Annotated in this window: 12 protein-coding genes; 11 read left to right on the top strand and 1 reads right to left on the bottom strand. The window is 63.0% G+C overall.

Annotation, left to right across the window (positions count from 1 at the left end; translation table 11 throughout):
- Positions 1-26 precede the first annotated feature (26 nt).
- The 4 genes from CIT31_RS08420 (at position 27) to CIT31_RS08405 (ending at position 3,955) form a co-directional block, all read left to right on the top strand.
- Positions 27-959, top strand: a complete 933-nt coding sequence (locus tag CIT31_RS08420) for a substrate-binding domain-containing protein (RefSeq protein ID WP_065010089.1) — start codon at positions 27-29, stop codon at positions 957-959.
- Between the two features lie 119 nt (positions 960-1,078).
- Positions 1,079-2,065, top strand: a complete 987-nt coding sequence (locus CIT31_RS08415; RefSeq protein WP_095518222.1) for an ABC transporter permease — start codon at positions 1,079-1,081, stop codon at positions 2,063-2,065.
- Positions 2,066-2,068: 3 nt separating this feature from the next.
- Positions 2,069-2,863 carry an ATP-binding cassette domain-containing protein gene (locus CIT31_RS08410; RefSeq protein WP_095518221.1) on the top strand — a complete coding sequence of 265 codons (795 nt, stop codon included), beginning with the start codon at positions 2,069-2,071 and terminating at the stop codon, positions 2,861-2,863.
- Positions 2,864-2,932: 69 nt separating this feature from the next.
- Positions 2,933-3,955, top strand: a complete 1,023-nt coding sequence (locus CIT31_RS08405) for a LacI family DNA-binding transcriptional regulator (protein WP_029355410.1) — start codon at positions 2,933-2,935, stop codon at positions 3,953-3,955.
- 620 nt (positions 3,956-4,575) lie between these two features.
- Here the strand turns inward: CIT31_RS08405 and CIT31_RS08400 are convergent.
- Complete coding sequence (locus tag CIT31_RS08400; RefSeq protein WP_065010087.1) at positions 4,576-5,166, bottom strand: TetR/AcrR family transcriptional regulator; 591 nt, start codon at positions 5,164-5,166, stop codon at positions 4,576-4,578.
- Between the two features lie 256 nt (positions 5,167-5,422).
- On the opposite strand from CIT31_RS08400, the gene CIT31_RS08395 reads away from it, so the two are divergent.
- The 7 genes from CIT31_RS08395 (at position 5,423) to CIT31_RS08370 (ending at position 13,834) form a co-directional block, all read left to right on the top strand.
- Positions 5,423-5,680, top strand: a complete 258-nt coding sequence (locus CIT31_RS08395; RefSeq protein ID WP_065010086.1) for a hypothetical protein — start codon at positions 5,423-5,425, stop codon at positions 5,678-5,680.
- On the top strand, positions 5,674-8,850 hold the full coding sequence (locus tag CIT31_RS08390; RefSeq protein ID WP_095518220.1) for an efflux RND transporter permease subunit: 3,177 nt from the start codon (positions 5,674-5,676) through the stop codon (positions 8,848-8,850). Before CIT31_RS08395 ends, CIT31_RS08390 begins: the two co-directional genes overlap by 7 nt.
- A gap of 16 nt (positions 8,851-8,866) precedes the next feature.
- Positions 8,867-10,036 carry an efflux RND transporter periplasmic adaptor subunit gene (locus CIT31_RS08385; protein WP_095518219.1) on the top strand — a complete coding sequence of 390 codons (1,170 nt, stop codon included), beginning with the start codon at positions 8,867-8,869 and terminating at the stop codon, positions 10,034-10,036.
- Between the two features lie 238 nt (positions 10,037-10,274).
- Positions 10,275-11,012: a GntR family transcriptional regulator gene (locus CIT31_RS08380; protein WP_095518218.1), complete on the top strand. Its 738-nt coding sequence runs from the start codon at positions 10,275-10,277 to the stop codon at positions 11,010-11,012.
- Between the two features lie 56 nt (positions 11,013-11,068).
- On the top strand, positions 11,069-12,175 hold the full coding sequence (locus tag CIT31_RS08375; RefSeq protein WP_095518217.1) for a mandelate racemase/muconate lactonizing enzyme family protein: 1,107 nt from the start codon (positions 11,069-11,071) through the stop codon (positions 12,173-12,175).
- 91 nt (positions 12,176-12,266) lie between these two features.
- The gene (locus CIT31_RS34130; protein WP_165778379.1) at positions 12,267-12,440 is read left to right on the top strand and encodes a hypothetical protein; all 174 of its coding nucleotides are present in this window, start codon (positions 12,267-12,269) and stop codon (positions 12,438-12,440) included.
- Between the two features lie 71 nt (positions 12,441-12,511).
- Positions 12,512-13,834 carry an NAD(P)H-dependent oxidoreductase gene (locus CIT31_RS08370; protein WP_095518216.1) on the top strand — a complete coding sequence of 441 codons (1,323 nt, stop codon included), beginning with the start codon at positions 12,512-12,514 and terminating at the stop codon, positions 13,832-13,834.
- Positions 13,835-13,844 lie beyond the last annotated feature (10 nt).

Here is a 13,844-nt window from a genome sequence, read left to right as displayed (position 1 = left end):
GAAGTTTTCAAATGGGAGGAAATCAAATGCTGACAAGGCTACGACTATTTGTATTCGGCTTGATCGTGGCGCTGGCCATTCCGGCGGCGGCACAGGCCAAGACCTTCTACTGGATTTCTCATGGCGGCCCGGCCGATCCGGTCTGGACCTACTTCCTCGCCGGCGCCAAGCAATGGGCGACGGACACCGGCAACACCGTCAACACCTCGTTCCACAATGGCGACGTGTCGTCCCAGCAGGAGGCGGTCCGCGCGGCCATCGCTGCAAAGGCCGACGGCATCACCACCACCAGCCCCGACCCGGGCAGCCTTATCGAGCTCGCTAGGGAAGCACGGGCGGCAAACATCCCGATCATCAACTTCAACACGCCCGATCCGAAGGCGGACTTCAACGCCTATGTTGGCGGCGACAACGTCACCTTCGGCAGGAACTGGGCGCAGTATCTGGTCGACAAGGGCCTGGTGAAAAAGGGCGATTTTGTCTGGATGCCGGTTGAAATCCCGGGCGCCACCTATGGCGTTCAGGAAGAAGAAGGCATCAAGAGCGTGTTCGAGCCGCTCGGCATCACCTATGAAATCACCGAAGCCACGCTCGACCAGGCCGAAGCGATCAACCGTATGGTCGACTACCTCACCGCTAACAGGACCAAGGTCAAGGCGATCATCGGCCTCGGCGATCTGGTGACCGGCTCGATCAAGCGGGTGTTCGACCAGGCCGGCATCAAGCCGGGCGAAATCCCGGTCGTCGGCTGGGGCAACTCGCTCGACACCACCCAGGAGGTGCTGACCGGCTACGTCAATGCCGCACAATGGCAGGATCCGCAGGCGACCAGTTATGTGGCGCTTTCGATCGCCAATATGGCCGCCAGCGGCATTCCGCCCGGCTTCGACGTGATCACCGGCGCACTCTACGAAAAGGACACCGCGCAGGTCTACGACGACATCCTGTCCGGAAAATAAAACCGCGATCGGGATGGTCGCGGCACGCCTGCCGCGGTCGTCCCCATCATTCCGCCGAGCCTCGAACCGCCTTACGCGGTGCCGGGCTGGGCCAGTCCCAACCATGTCGCGGGTCCAACGTGGAAAACAGTTCCATCGTCCAACGCTCGATCGCCAGGCCGGAATTCGGGCCCTTCGTGCTGCTCGTCGTCGAGCTCGCCGTGTTCTGGGGGTTCAACCAGGACTTCCTGTCGCCGCAGAACATCAGCAACATATTGGCCTTCACGGTCGAGCTTGGCCTGATTGCGCTGGCGATGACGCTGTTGATGACTTCGGGCGAATTCGACCTCTCGGTCGGATCGCTGTTCGGCTTCTCGCCCGTCTTGATGTGGACGCTCTTCAACAGCGGCCTCACCTCGCTGGAAGCTGGCTTCGTCGTGGCCCTGCTGGTTGCCGCCTTCATCGGGCTGGTCAATGGCTGGTTCGTAACGCAACTCAAGATTCCGTCCTTCCTGGTGACGCTCGGCATGCTGCTGGTCGTGCGCGGCACCGCTCTGTTCGTCACCAGCGGATTTCCGCAACGGACCTGGAGCGCCGAAGGCAGCTGGCTTGCCGAGGCGCTGGTCGGCGATTTCTTCATCGGGCCGTTCCGCATCTACATGTCGCTGTTCTGGTTCATTGCAGCAGCGATCGCACTCGGCTACGTGCTGACGCAGAGCCGGACCGGCAACTGGATCCAGGCGGCCGGCGGCAACCCCAATGCGGCAAGGGCGCGCGGCGTCAATGTCAGCGGCGTCAAGATCGGCCTGTTCATCCTGTCGTCGATCATGGCCTCGCTTGCCGGCGTCATCAGCTCGCTGCGCACCTCGGCGGCCAACCCGAACAGCGGCACCGGCTACGAGCTCGAAGTCATCGCCATGGTGGTGATCGGCGGCACGGCGCTGACCGGCGGACGCGGCACCATTATCGGTACCGTGCTCGGCATCCTGATCCTGCGCGTGATGCGCAACGGCATCGTGCTAATCGGCGTGCCAGGGCTTGCCTACAACATCTTCATCGGCGCGATCATCCTCGGCATGATGGCGCTCCACTCATGGCTGGAACGCCGGCATCAGGCGGGGACTTGAACCATGGCCGAACCGCTTGTCCGCATGGAAAACATCCGCAAGTCCTACGGGCGTGTGCAGGCGCTGGTAGACGCCAATTTCCATGTCAATGAAAGCGAGATCGTCGGTCTGCTCGGCGACAATGGCGCCGGCAAGTCGACGCTGATCAAGGTGCTGTCGGGTGCGGTTCCGCTGACCAGCGGCGACATCTTCATCCGCGGCAAGAAGGTGGACTTCCGCAGCACCAGCGACGCCATCGCCCACGGTATCGAGACGATCTACCAGGACTCGGCACTGGTCACGCAATTGTCGATCGCGCGCAATCTGTTTCTCGGGCGCGAGCCGATCAAGCCGCCGCGTTTCCTCAACCGCATGGACCAGGAAGCAATGAACGTGGTCGCCCGCGACCTGCTCAAGCAGGTCGGCATCTCGAAGAACATCCCGCCGACCACGCCGATCGGCTCGCTCTCCGGCGGTGAGCGGCAGGCCGTGGCGATCGCGCGCGCCATGCATTTCGACAGCGACTTGATCATCCTCGACGAGCCGACCAACAATCTCGGCGTCGCCGAGACGCAAGGTGTGCTGAGCTTCGTGCGCAGCGCCCGCGATTCGGGGCATTCCTGCATCTTCATCGCCCATAACATCCACCATGTCTTCCAGGTGGTCGACCGCATCGTCGTGATGCGCCGCGGCAAGGTGGTTGCCGACGATATCGATCCGAAGAACACCAACGTCGCGGAAGTCGAACGGATCATCACCGGCATGTCTGACAAGGAGATCCACGACGCCATCGTGCAGGGGAAGCAACCGCAGGGCTGAGTGGCCAGCTGGAAGCCGGGTTGGCCGTATCTCTCGCACAGGATCGCATCGGCTCCTATGACTGCGACAATGAAAGCCACCGTTGCCGACATCGCCAGAAGCTGCGGGCTGTCGACCGCGACGGTCGACCGGGTGCTGAACAACCGGCCAGGCGCCAGCGCGGCCAACCGGCAGCGCGTGATGGAGGCGGCCAAGCAGCTTGGCTATTTGCCGGTCGTGGATCAGGTCACGCTGCCCTCGCGGCCGGCGCATCTCGAGTTCTTCCTGCCGATCGGCACCAATGCCTTCATGATGGATCTGGCAAATCATATTGAGGATTATGCGGCACGCCTGCCGCTTGTCGCCTCCTGCCGGATCCACAAGCTCGCAGGCATCTCGCCGAACGCGTTGCAGGCGGCGGTCGAAAACCTCTCGCTCAAGGCAAACGGCGCTGGCGTCATCGCGATCGATCATCCGAGAACGCGCAACATCCTGCGCGAGATCGTCGAGGCCGGCATCCGCCTCGTCACGCTGGTGTCGGACGTTCCGGGCGCACCGCGATCGGCCTATGTCGGCATCGACAACCGTGTGGCCGGGCGCACCGCAGCGCTTTTGATGGGACGTTTCGTGGGCGGGCGCACCGGCCATCTGGCAATGGTCGTCGGCTCACGCTCCTATCGCGGGCATGAGGAACGTGAAATGGGCTTTCGCTCCGTGCTCAGCGAGGAGTTCCCCAATTTGACCGTGACCAGCGCCGTCGAGATCAACGACGAGCCTGATATCAGCTACACCGCGACGATGAAGGCGCTGCACAACGAGCCGGAACTGCTCGGCATCTATTGCGTCGGCGCCGGGCGTTCGGGCGTGGCGAAAGCGCTGCTGGAAGCCAAGCCGCAAAGGAAGCCGGTGTTCATTTGCCACGACCTGACGAGGGCGACACGCGGCTATCTCGTCGACGATCTGCTCGATGTCGTCATCGACCAGAATGCACGACTGATCGCCGAGCAATCGGTCATTCGCCTGCTCGGCTCGATCGCTTCCTCGGCGCCCTATCTGACGCGAAAATTCATCGAGCCGCGCCTGATCTTCAAGGAAAACGTTCCGGTCCAGTGATGCCGCGCAAATGGCCACCGTCAATTGTTCGAATGGTTAAAATTCTGTTGATACCGCAGATCTGCACATCTGCTATGCATCTTTTGTTGTTGCCGAATCATTGGGCAACCGCTAGTTTCGCAGGTGTCGGCCATCTACTCCTCCCAGATGCGATGCCGACGCTGAGTGCGGTACACCTCCTCCCGTCCCGTATTCGAAATCAAGCCCGCTGCCACCTCCTCCCGGCAGCGGGCTTTTTTGTTCCGGCTCCGGATGTTGGGCAAAGGCTGAGGTCTCGAAGATCACCGGAAACGTTGATCGGCGTCGAATGACCATACGGGCGACGGTCACGGGCTTGTTCGGGAGCTGTCACCAGGGTTGATGCCGCCGGCATATTCGCCAGCAAGGGTGTTGCAGCCGCGATCAGCGGATCCGTCGGAATCCCGTCACACTTGTCACTCTCACCAATTCGCTATCGGTTCTATCCTGCCTCACCAACAAGCAACAGGTAGCGCCGGGAATGGTTCGGCGACAGACCGGCAAAGGAGAAGCGCGATGACGGCTCGTCCGACCGGACAAAAGAGCATTCGGCGGCGCGGCTCGCAATGAACACGCTATCGATCGTTTCGCCGCTTGCGAGACTATCTGGCCGCAGCGCCCCGGAAAGACGCGATCAGGCCTTCCGCCATGCGGACAAATTGCGCGCTGGGGCCTTCGGCTCCGACGCTTTGAAGGCTGACACGGGCGCCTTCAAGCAGCAGCGACAACGTATCGGCGAGAAGCTCTGCCTGGCCGATGCCGGCATCCCGGCACAGGCCGACCAAACGGTCGCGCTGGGCCTGCTTGAGTTCCTTGATCACCCGACGGGCCGGATGGTCGGTCTCGCTCAACTCGATGGCGGCGTTCGCCATGTCGCAACCGCGGCCGTCCACCATCAGGCAATCGGCCGCCATCCGAACCCAGGCGTGCAGTTGCGCAAGCTTGTCGCCCGGATGCTCGGCCTCGAACTTTTGCCACATCGCGTTGGCGCTGCATGCGGTCGCCCGCAGGCACTCGATGACCAGATCGTCCTTGGACTCAAAATGACGGTAGAGCGTCATCTTGTTGGTACCGGCGGCCTCAGTGATCGCGTCGACACCGACGCCCTTGATGCCATGCTTGTGGAACATATCCCGTGCCGTCTCCAGGATGCGATCCCGGGGGCGGATGCGTTCCGCAGTGCCGTCTTCCATCAAAACCTCCTTGGTTCCGGGGTTTCCGAAAAATCCCTCGGTACACCTCTTGACTAGGGTGTTACCGGTCTGTAACTTCTAGATGTTACTTACTGGTAACACCCCCATTGCCTCGTGTCAATCTCGCAGGCGCCTGTGAACAGCCTCCGCCGAATCGGCCCAGGCATCAACTGCGCCCCAGGCGACTTTGGCCGCGAACAGGAAGAACACCCGATCTGCGGCGTCCACCGGAGATCGCAAGCCAGGAGCCGCTACGATGTCGCAGCGCAAAGATTTGACGATCGACGAAGTTGTGAAGGATCCGATGATCCGGATGCTGATGAAGGCCGACCGTGTCGACCCGCGCTCTTTCGAGACAATGCTGCGTACCCTTGCGGATACGCAAGGCCGCAGCCGCAAGGCGCCGCCTCGTTTCCTGGAAGACCCGGGGCAAAGCCGCAGCCGACGGCTGTCCAGAGTGGCCAAGGCCTTCGGCCAGGCGAGAGCATCTGGCGAGGCGTACGTGTCATGGTAAACTTCTTCATCCACCGACCGATCTTCGCATCGTCGATCGCCATCATCATGGTGCTCGCCGGGGCGATCTGCTATTTCCTGCTGCCTGTCTCGCAATTTCCCGACATCACGCCGCCTCAGGTCGTGGTCAGCGCCAACTACCCGGGCGCCAGTGCGCAAGTCGTGGCCGACACCGTCACGACGCCGCTCGAACAGCAGATCAACGGCGTTCAAGGCATGACCTATATGTCGTCATCGAGTTCCAATGACGGCTCGTCGACGATCACCATCACCTTCGAGGTCGGCTACTCCCTGAGCACCGCCGCCGTCGACGTCCAGAACCGCGTGTCGCAGGCGGCGTCCTCGCTGCCGGCCATCGTCAACCAGGGCGGTGTGACGATCAAGAAGCAGAACCCGAATTTCGTCCTGATCGTCAACCTCACCTCGCCCGACGGCTCCGTCGATCCGGTCGCACTCAGCAACCTCGCCTACCTGCAAGTGGTCGACCCGCTGAAGCGCCTGCCCGGCGTCGGCGACGTGCAGATCTTCGGCGAGCGGCGCTATTCGATGCGCGTATGGCTCGATCCCGACAAGCTCGCCAATCTCGGCATCACCGCCGTCGATGTGCAGAACGCCATCGCCGAGCAGAATGTCCAGGTCGCGGCCGGCAAGATCGGGCAGTCGCCGGCGCCGGCCGGCACCGCTTTCGAAATGCAGGTCAACGCGGTCGGGCGACTGAGCGATCCCAAGGAATTCGGCGATATCATCGTGCGCGCCGACGCCGCGAACGGTTCACTGGTGCGGCTGCGCGACGTCGCGCGCATCGAGCTCGGCGCCCTGCAATATTCGTCGTCGGCGTTCTTTGGTGAGGACCCGACCGTGGTGCTCGCTGTCTACCAGATGCCGGGCTCGAACGCGCTCGATCTGCAGCAGCGCGTCAAGGACAAGATGCAGGAACTGTCGGCCCGCTTCCCCAAGGGCGTCAGCTACGCCATGCACTACGACACGACGCGCTTCGTCTCGGCGTCGATGCACGACGTGCTGGTCACGCTCGGCGAGGCACTGGTCCTGGTTGTCGCGGTGGTGTTCATCTTCCTGCAGAGCTGGCGCACCACGATCATCCCGACCATCGCGATTCCCGTGTCGCTGGTGGCCACGCTCGTCGTCATGTACATGTTCGGCTTCTCGCTGAACATGCTCAGCCTGCTCGGCATGGTGCTGGCGATCGGCCTCGTCGTCGACGATGCGATCGTCGTCGTCGAGAATGTCGAACGCCAGCTGGAGGCCGGCCTCAAACCGCTGGCTGCCACGCGCGCAGCGATGGCCGAGGTCACCGGCCCGATCATCGCCACGACTGCCGTGCTGATGGCTGTGTTCGTGCCTGTCGCCTTCATACCCGGCGTTTCCGGCCGGCTCTACAACCAGTTTGCCCTGACGGTCGCGATCTCCTTTGGCATCTCCGCCTTCGTCTCGCTGACGCTCACGCCGGCGCTCAGTGCGGCCTTCCTGCGCCACCGCCCGGCAACGCAGTTTGCGCCGTTCCGCTGGTTCAACACGGGCTTCGAACGGCTGTCGCATGCCTACGCCAATGGTGTGCGCATCCTCATCCGCCTGCGCTGGATCATGCTCGGGCTGTTCGCGGCCGGACTTGTCGCCACCTATTTCGTCTGGCAGCGCCTGCCCTCGACCTTTCTTCCGGTCGAGGACCAAGGCTATTTCTTCGTGGTCATCCAGTTGCCGGATGGCGCGTCGCTGGAGCGCACCGACGCGGTAGCCCGGAAGGTACGCGATGTCCTGCAGAACACGCCCGGCGTCGATATAGTCGGCTCGATCAGCGGCTTGAACTTCCTCACCAGTGCCGCCCAGTCGAACTCGGCGGTGGAATTCGCCATCCTCAAGCCATGGGATCAACGCGGCCCTGACCAGAGCGCCTCGAAGCTCGTCGCCGATGTGCGCTCGAAGCTCATGGAAATTCCTGAGGCCTTCGCGCTGAGCTTCGATCCGCCTTCGATCCCCGGCATCGGCACGACCGGCGGCTTCGAATTCCAGGTGCAGGATCTGACCGGTCGCGGCAGCATTGCGCTCAACGACGCGACGCAAGCCGTGCTGACCGAAGCGCGCAAGCAGCCCGAGCTCAATCCGCAGCAATTGTTCTCGTCGTTCTCGACCTCGACGCCGCAGTTCAACTACGACCTCGACCGCAACAAGGCGAAACTGCTCGGCCTCAGCCTGCCTGACGTGTTCAACACGCTGCAGATCTATCTGGGCTCGCTTTATGTGAACGACTTCAACCTGTTCGGCCGCACCTTCCGGGTGACGATCCAGGCCGACAAGGATGCGCGTGCGGGTGCTGCCGATATTTCGCGGCTCTATGTGCGCAATGCATCCGGCGGCATGGTGCCGTTGAGCACGCTCGGCAAGCTGGTGCCTATCGTCGGCCCGGAAACCGTCCCGCATTACAACAACAATGCGTCGGCCCTGATCAACGGCGGTGCCGCACCCGGCTTCTCCTCGGGCCAGGCGGTCGCCGCGATGGAACGGGCCGCTGCCACGGCACTGCCGAAGGATTTCGGCTACGAATGGACTGGCATCACCTATCAGGAGCTTAAGGCCGGATCGATCGCCTCGATTGTCTTCGGTCTCGCCATGGTCTTCGTCTTCCTGATCCTCGCCGCCCAATATGAGAGCTGGGCCATGCCCTTCATGGTTCTGCTCGCGGTGCCGCTTGCCCTGTTCGGTGCCTTTGTCGCCTTGTTGATGCGCGGCATGCAGATCGACGTCTATTCGCAGATCGGCTTCGTCATGCTGATCGGGCTGGCGGCGAAGAACGCCATTCTGATCGTGGAGTTTGCCCGGCGCCGGCGCGAGGAAGGTCTCAGCATCGTCGACGCCGCAATGGAAGCGGCGCGCCTGCGGCTGCGGCCCATCCTGATGACCGCCTTCGCGTTCATCCTCGGCGTGCTGCCGCTGATGTTCTCCACAGGTGCTGGTGCAGCGAGCCGCCAGTCGATCGGCACCACCGTCTTTGGCGGCATGGTCGCAGCGACGATCCTGTCGCTGGTGTTCGTGCCGGTCTTCTATGCGGTGATCGAGCAGCTGCGCGAGCGCGGCAGCAAGAGCGAACCCGTTGCCGAGCCGACTGAACCAACTGCCGAACCCGCTTTCGAGCGATTGGCCGAAGCGGCCGAATAGGACTGGAGAATTGATCATGCGTAAATGGAAAATTGCGTTGGGAGCGGCCGTCGCCGTTGGGGCGATCTCGGTGGCCAGCGTTCACTTGCTCGACATGGGCAATTTCGGCCTCAATGCCGGTACGGCAGGGGCGGCAACGCCCGAACCCGCGGCGCCCGATCCCGCAGCGTTTGTCATGCCGGTGCCGGTGGTGAGCGTCATCAAGAAGACGATCCCGATCTATCTTGACTATGCCGCCCGCACAGAGCCGATCCGCAGCATCACGCTGCAGGCGCGCGTACCGGGTTATCTGCAGGAGCAGGTCGCGCCCGACGGCAGCGATGTCAAGAAGGGCGACCTTCTTTACAAGATCGCTCCCGAGGATTTCCAGGCCGCCCTCGACCAGGCGAAGGCTCAGGTCCAGCGCGACGAAGCAACGCTCGACTATGCGCGTTCCAACCTTGGTCGCGGCACCGAGCTCGCCAAGAGCGGATACATCGCCAAGGATGCGTTCGACCAGCGCACCAGCAGCTTGCGCGAGGCCCAGGCCTCGCTCGCCGTGAACCAGGCGGCTGTGCGGACCGCCGAGCTCAATCTGAGCTATTCCGAAATCAAGGCGCCGTTCGCCGGGCGCGTCGGCCGCAACCAGGCCTCGGTCGGAACCCTGGTCAGCGTCGCAGGCACTGTGCTCAACACGCTGGTGCAACTCGACCCGATCTATGTCACCTTCAATCCGAGTGAAACGGATCTGGTGCAGATCGAGGAAGCCCGCGCGGCGGGGCCCGTCGATGTCGACGTCCTGCTTCCCGGCGATACGGAGCCGCGCCAGAGAGGTCAGCTCACCTTCATCGACAACACGGTCGATCGTTCGACCGGCACCATCACCGCACGGGCGACGATCGGCAATGCCAAGTTCACACTGCTGCCGGGCCAATATGTTCGCGTCAGGCTGCACATCAAGCAGCAGCCCGATGCACTGATGGTGCCGCAGACGGCGTTGGGATCGAGCCAGCTCGGCAAATATCTCTACGTCGTCGGCAAGGACAACACTGTCGACCAGCGCATCGTTTCGCTCGGGCCGACCAATGGCGATCTGGTGGCCATCTCGAGCGGCGTATCGGAAGGCGACCAGGTGATAACAGGCAATCTGCAGAAGATCGGCCCTGGAATGCCTGTCTCGCCGCTGCCAGAGAAACCGGCCACCTGATACCCCCCATCAGGCCCGGTCCAGCGGCGCCCCCGGCTTTGCCGAGGGCGCCGTTTTGCTGAGCAGTTCGACAAGGCCGGCGACATCGGCGCGATCGGCACTTGGCCGCGGGCATGAACGCGCAATAGGGATCGGAGAGCCGGACCGAAATCTGCCCGAACCGGGAAACCCATAGATACATCTTGTTAGATTGTCGACAGTCTGCTTCTCTGCTTCCGGCACCTTGTGGAGTTGAGGAATGGGGAAGCTGGATTTTGCTCCGATCGCGGACACGACAAGACGCGCCGAGATCGTGGCGTTGCTTCGGCGTGCAATCCTGACCGGCCAGCTGGAACCCGGGCAGAAACTCAACGAACTCAGGATTGCCGAGCAGATGCGGGTGAGCCGCGCACCGCTGCGCGAAGCGATGCGTGAGCTGGTCCAGGAAGGCATCCTGACCAGCATTCCTTACGCCGGAACCTTCGTCATTGATGTGACCGCCAAGGACATCGACGATGCCTATTCGCTCAACAAGGTTCTGGATGAGTTCGCCATCGAACTGACCTGGCCGCTTCGCGACCAGCGGTTCTTCGACGAGCTTGACCGGCGCCACGAGGCGGTGAAGCAGGCGACGCGCGACCGCGACACCACAAGGCAGATCGAAACGGCGCTGCAATTGCACGGCCTGATCCACGAATGGGCCGACAATTCGGTTCTGCTCGAGACCTGGCAGCGACTGACCAGCCGGCTGCAGATGTATTTCGCCCTGCATCAGCGGGCGCGCAAAGAGCCGGTGCCTGACGAAGACATCCACGAGACCTATGTGCGGTTGCTGAAAGGCGCCGACATGCGCGCCGCACAAAGCCACGCCCGCGAGCATATCGGCCTCGACTTCGAAGAACTGCTCGCCTATGCGCGCAGCCTCGAACAGCGCGACTCCAAAGGCGCCAAGGCCGATCGGGCTGGCCCGACGCGCAACCGGCCAGAAGCCAGCTGAGTCCACCGGCGCCAATTTCGGCTTCGTCAGGACATCACAGACAACGGACAGAGAAATTGCAGATCAAAACCATCAAGGCCTACCATGTCGTGCAGCCCTTCGTGGACGGGCCCTATCGTATGTCCAAGGGTCGTGTCGCCGATGCGTTCGACGCGGTGATCGTCGCCATCACCTCCGACAGCGGGCTGACCGGGTGGGGCGAGATGGCGCCGCTCGGCAATTTCTACTCGCCGGCATTCGCGGCCGGCACTCGCGCCGGCGTCATCGAAATCGCGCCGCATCTGCTCGGCCACGATCCCCTCGCCTTGGCCAGTATCGGCAGGCTGATGGACACGGTGTTCAAGGGCCATCCCTACATCAAGTCGGCGCTCGACATGGCATGCTCGGATCTCGCGGCACGCGCCGCCGACATACCGCTGGTAACGCTGCTCGGCGGACGCGAGAGCGAAACGGCGGAGCTCTACAAGGTCGTCACCCATGGTACGGTCGACGCGATGGCCGCACTTGCCAAGCGCATCGTCAAGGACGGGTTTCACCGGCTGCAGGTGAAGGTCGGCGGCAATGTCCATGACGACATCGAGCGCGTCACCGCGGTCGCCGCTTCGGTGCCGAAGGGCACCGTCATCTTCTGCGACGCCAATGCCGGCTGGACGCCCTATCAAGCGCGCCAGTTCACTGACGCGACGCGTGCCATCGACTACACGTTCGAGCAGCCCTGCACCACGATCGATGAATGCATGTCGGTGCGCCGCTCGCTCGACAAGCCGATGGTGCTGGACGAATCCGTCGCCTCGCTGGACGACATGCTCGACATCCACCGCAAGGGCGCGGCCGACGGGCTGACACTGAAGATCTCGCGGCTCGGCGGCGTGACCAAGACGCGCCAGATCCGCGACCTTGCCGTCGATCTCGGCTTCATGATCACGGTCGAGGACACCGGCGGCGCCGAGATCGACACATCAGCCATGGCGCATCTGTCGCTGTCGACGCCGGAGGAGCGCCGGCTGCACGCCATTGCATTCCACGAATGGGTGACAGTGCGCACCGCATCGAACATGCCGCCGGTCTCGGGAAGCCGCATCGGCATTCCGGACGGGCCGGGCCTCGGCATCGACGTCGTTCCCGACCTGCTTGGCGCGCCCTTCTACGAGGTCGGCAGCTAAGATACTGGCATGCGCCGATCGAGCATGCCGGGTGGCGCTACCTGTCGCGCGCTTCGTCGTTAGCGATAGACGCACCGGCAGCTGAGCCGCCATGAAGCAGCTTATCGCCGCACTTGCTCGCTTGCGAGAAGCGATGTCTCGGTCATCGCCGTCTGCATCCCTGGAGATCACCGCCTTCTGCTCCGTAGCTGACCGCGCAGCCAAGCAGCATGCCAAGGGCGCACAAATTTTGGAAAGATGGCTGCCGAATTGCGTGTTGAAATAATTTTCATTTGGAAATAGGAATGTTCAAAATGACTTCGACGCCGCGACGCGGCAAGAGCTGGAGGAAGCGACATGGCCCATCCGCAATTTGCAGCGGAACTTTTGCAGCGCGCTGAAAAGCAGGGGCCGATCACCATCGGGCTTGCCGGCGCCGGGCAGATGGGCACCGACATCGTCGTCCAGGTGGCGTTGATGCCGGGCATGCGGATCGGCGCCATTTCCGAGGTCAGGCCGCAGGCGGCGATCGATGCAGCACTGCTCGCCGGCCACGACCGCTCCGATATTGTGCAGGCGCCCAATGCGGCGGCGATCGACCGCGCCATCGAGGCCGGCAAGATCGCGGTGACCGAAGATTTGCATGCGCTGGCTTCCGCCGGCCGCATCGACGTCATCATCGACGCGACAGGCAATCCCAACATCGGCACGCTGTTCGCGCTCGAAGTGATGAAGAACGGCAAGCATATCGTCATGCTCAATGTCGAAGCTGACATCACCATCGGCCGCTTTCTCAAGGAGGAGGCGCGCAAGGCGAGCGTCGTCTATACGGGTGCGGCCGGCGACGAGCCGGCCTGCACGCTGGAGATCATCGGCTTTGCCAAGAGCCTCGGCTTCAACATCATCGCCGCCGGCAAGGGCAAGAACAATCCGCTGAAGATCGACGCAATGCCGGCCGACTACGAGAAGGAGGCGGCCGAGCGCAACATGAATGCGCGCATGCTGGTCGAATTCGTCGACGGCTCGAAGACGGCGATCGAGATGGTGGCGATCGCCAATGCCACCGGCCTGGTGCCCGACGTGCCGGGCATGCACGGCCCGACCGCGACGCTGGAGGAACTCGCCAGCGTGCTTTGCCCGCGCGAGGATGGCGGCGTGCTGCATCGCAAGGGGGTGGTCGACTATTCGATCGGCAAGGGCGTGGCGCCAGGCGTGTTCTGCATCATCGAGACCCGGCATCCGCGCGTGCTGGAGCGCATGATCGACCTCAAGGTCGGCAAGGGCCCCTATTTCACGATCTTCCGCCCCTATCATTTGACCAGCCTGGAAGTGCCGCTGTCGGCGGCGCGCGCCGTGGTCTACAAGCGCGCCGACATGGAGCCGCTCGACCATCCGGTCGCCGAGGCGGTGGCGGTTGCCAAGAGCGACCTCGGCATTGGCCAGTCGCTCGGCATGATCGGCGAGAACGACTATCGCGGCTTCGCCATGACCTGGGAAGACGCGCGCGCCCGCGGCGCCCTGCCGCTCGGCCTCGCCGAGCGGGCCAAGGTGGTCAAGCCGGTCAAGACAGGCGATTTCCTCACCTACGAAAATTGTGTACCCGACGATTCGATGGTGATAACCCAGATCCGCCGTCGTCTCGACCAGTCGGACGGACGGTTCGTTACGAACGCCGCCTGAATCCGCTGGA

It is taken from the genome of Mesorhizobium wenxiniae (genome assembly GCF_002284535.1).
Classification (GTDB): Bacteria; Pseudomonadota; Alphaproteobacteria; order Rhizobiales; family Rhizobiaceae; genus Mesorhizobium; species Mesorhizobium wenxiniae.
This window is presented reverse-complemented; position numbering and strand designations above follow the sequence as displayed.

Coding starts and splice junctions, on each gene's coding strand:
- CIT31_RS08420 (WP_065010089.1), top strand. CDS start 27: ATGCTGACAAGGCTACGACTATTTGTATTCGGCTTGATCGTGGCGCTG.
- CIT31_RS08410 (WP_095518221.1), top strand. CDS start 2,069: ATGGCCGAACCGCTTGTCCGCATGGAAAACATCCGCAAGTCCTACGGG.
- CIT31_RS08405 (WP_029355410.1), top strand. CDS start 2,933: ATGAAAGCCACCGTTGCCGACATCGCCAGAAGCTGCGGGCTGTCGACC.
- CIT31_RS08400 (WP_065010087.1), bottom strand. CDS start 5,166: ATGGAAGACGGCACTGCGGAACGCATCCGCCCCCGGGATCGCATCCTG.
- CIT31_RS08395 (WP_065010086.1), top strand. CDS start 5,423: ATGTCGCAGCGCAAAGATTTGACGATCGACGAAGTTGTGAAGGATCCG.
- CIT31_RS08390 (WP_095518220.1), top strand. CDS start 5,674: ATGGTAAACTTCTTCATCCACCGACCGATCTTCGCATCGTCGATCGCC.
- CIT31_RS08385 (WP_095518219.1), top strand. CDS start 8,867: ATGCGTAAATGGAAAATTGCGTTGGGAGCGGCCGTCGCCGTTGGGGCG.
- CIT31_RS08380 (WP_095518218.1), top strand. CDS start 10,275: ATGGGGAAGCTGGATTTTGCTCCGATCGCGGACACGACAAGACGCGCC.
- CIT31_RS34130 (WP_165778379.1), top strand. CDS start 12,267: ATGAAGCAGCTTATCGCCGCACTTGCTCGCTTGCGAGAAGCGATGTCT.
- CIT31_RS08370 (WP_095518216.1), top strand. CDS start 12,512: ATGGCCCATCCGCAATTTGCAGCGGAACTTTTGCAGCGCGCTGAAAAG.